This is a genomic window from Streptococcus sp. GMD1S, assembly GCF_000296875.1.
In the GTDB taxonomy this organism is placed as follows: Bacteria; Bacillota; Bacilli; order Lactobacillales; family Streptococcaceae; genus Streptococcus.
The window spans coordinates 1-928 of sequence record NZ_AJQY01000195.1 but is presented as its reverse complement, the minus strand read 5'-3'; the positions used below and the strand labels follow the sequence as shown (position 1 = coordinate 928).

The 928-nt window shown below is 39.4% G+C and carries 2 pseudogenes; both read right to left on the bottom strand.

Going from position 1 to position 928, the window contains the following annotated elements:
* Nucleotides 1–370: pseudogene (locus GMD1S_RS12355) on the bottom strand (hypothetical protein); the annotation flags it as partial.
* A 203-nt stretch (nucleotides 371–573) separates the two neighbouring features.
* Nucleotides 574–928: pseudogene (locus tag GMD1S_RS08220) on the bottom strand (MFS transporter); the annotation flags it as partial.

Below are 928 nucleotides of genomic sequence, written 5' to 3'. Positions count from 1 at the left end.
GCACGACTTTTAATTTCTCAACAGTAGCCTCTCGTTCTTTCAATTCAGTCTGCTTGTTTGATAAATTAACCAAAATCATGGCATATAGCAAAGCAATATCATGTGCATCGTAGAATTGTTGTTGCACGACTTTTAATTTCTCAGCAGTAGTCTCTAGCTCTTTTAATTCAGTTTGCTTGGTTGATAAATAAAACAAAGTCATAGCATACCGCAACGCAATGTCTTCTGATTCAGGGTATTGTTCATAAATTGTTCTTGCCTTTTCTGCTAGAGCTTCACGGCTAGCCTTATCTGTCGCCTTGGCTGATAAGTTAAGGAGCTTATTTAACTCTGCTAAACTCTCTTCCAAATTGTATTTCTGTTCATTCATTCTGTACACCTCATTTAAAATAGTAGCTATCTTATGAACTAATGTATTTTTCCTATGACAATTAGTTTCTATACATCTTATTATATCAAAAATGCCATCTTTCTGCTAACAGATGGATGGTGCTTCTTGTTGGTATAAGCACCAAAAAAGCCAGACAGTGTCTGGCTTTGCATTGTTTATATCTGAGAAGTATTTTAGAAAAATTAAAGAATCTTATCAGCCCGATCCACCATAAAGAGTGAGACGGTCATGATGATATCAACAGCTAGTAGGGCAAGAACCGCTGGAACCCAAGATTGGAAAAGATCAAAACTGTAACCAAACAAGGTAGGACCAAAGGCCGCCAAGATGTAGCCCCCTGTTTGCGCAAGTCCTGATAGCTGGGCCGTCTTTTCAGGAGAACTGGTTTTAAGAGAAAAGCAAACCATGAGATAAGGAAAAAGAGCGCTACAGGCAGTCCCAATCAAGAGGTGAGCGACTAGCCAGTAGAGGAAGTTGTTGCTTGGATACAAGAGCATGGCAATTCCTGTCATCCCAGCGATAGAGATAATTGCCAGC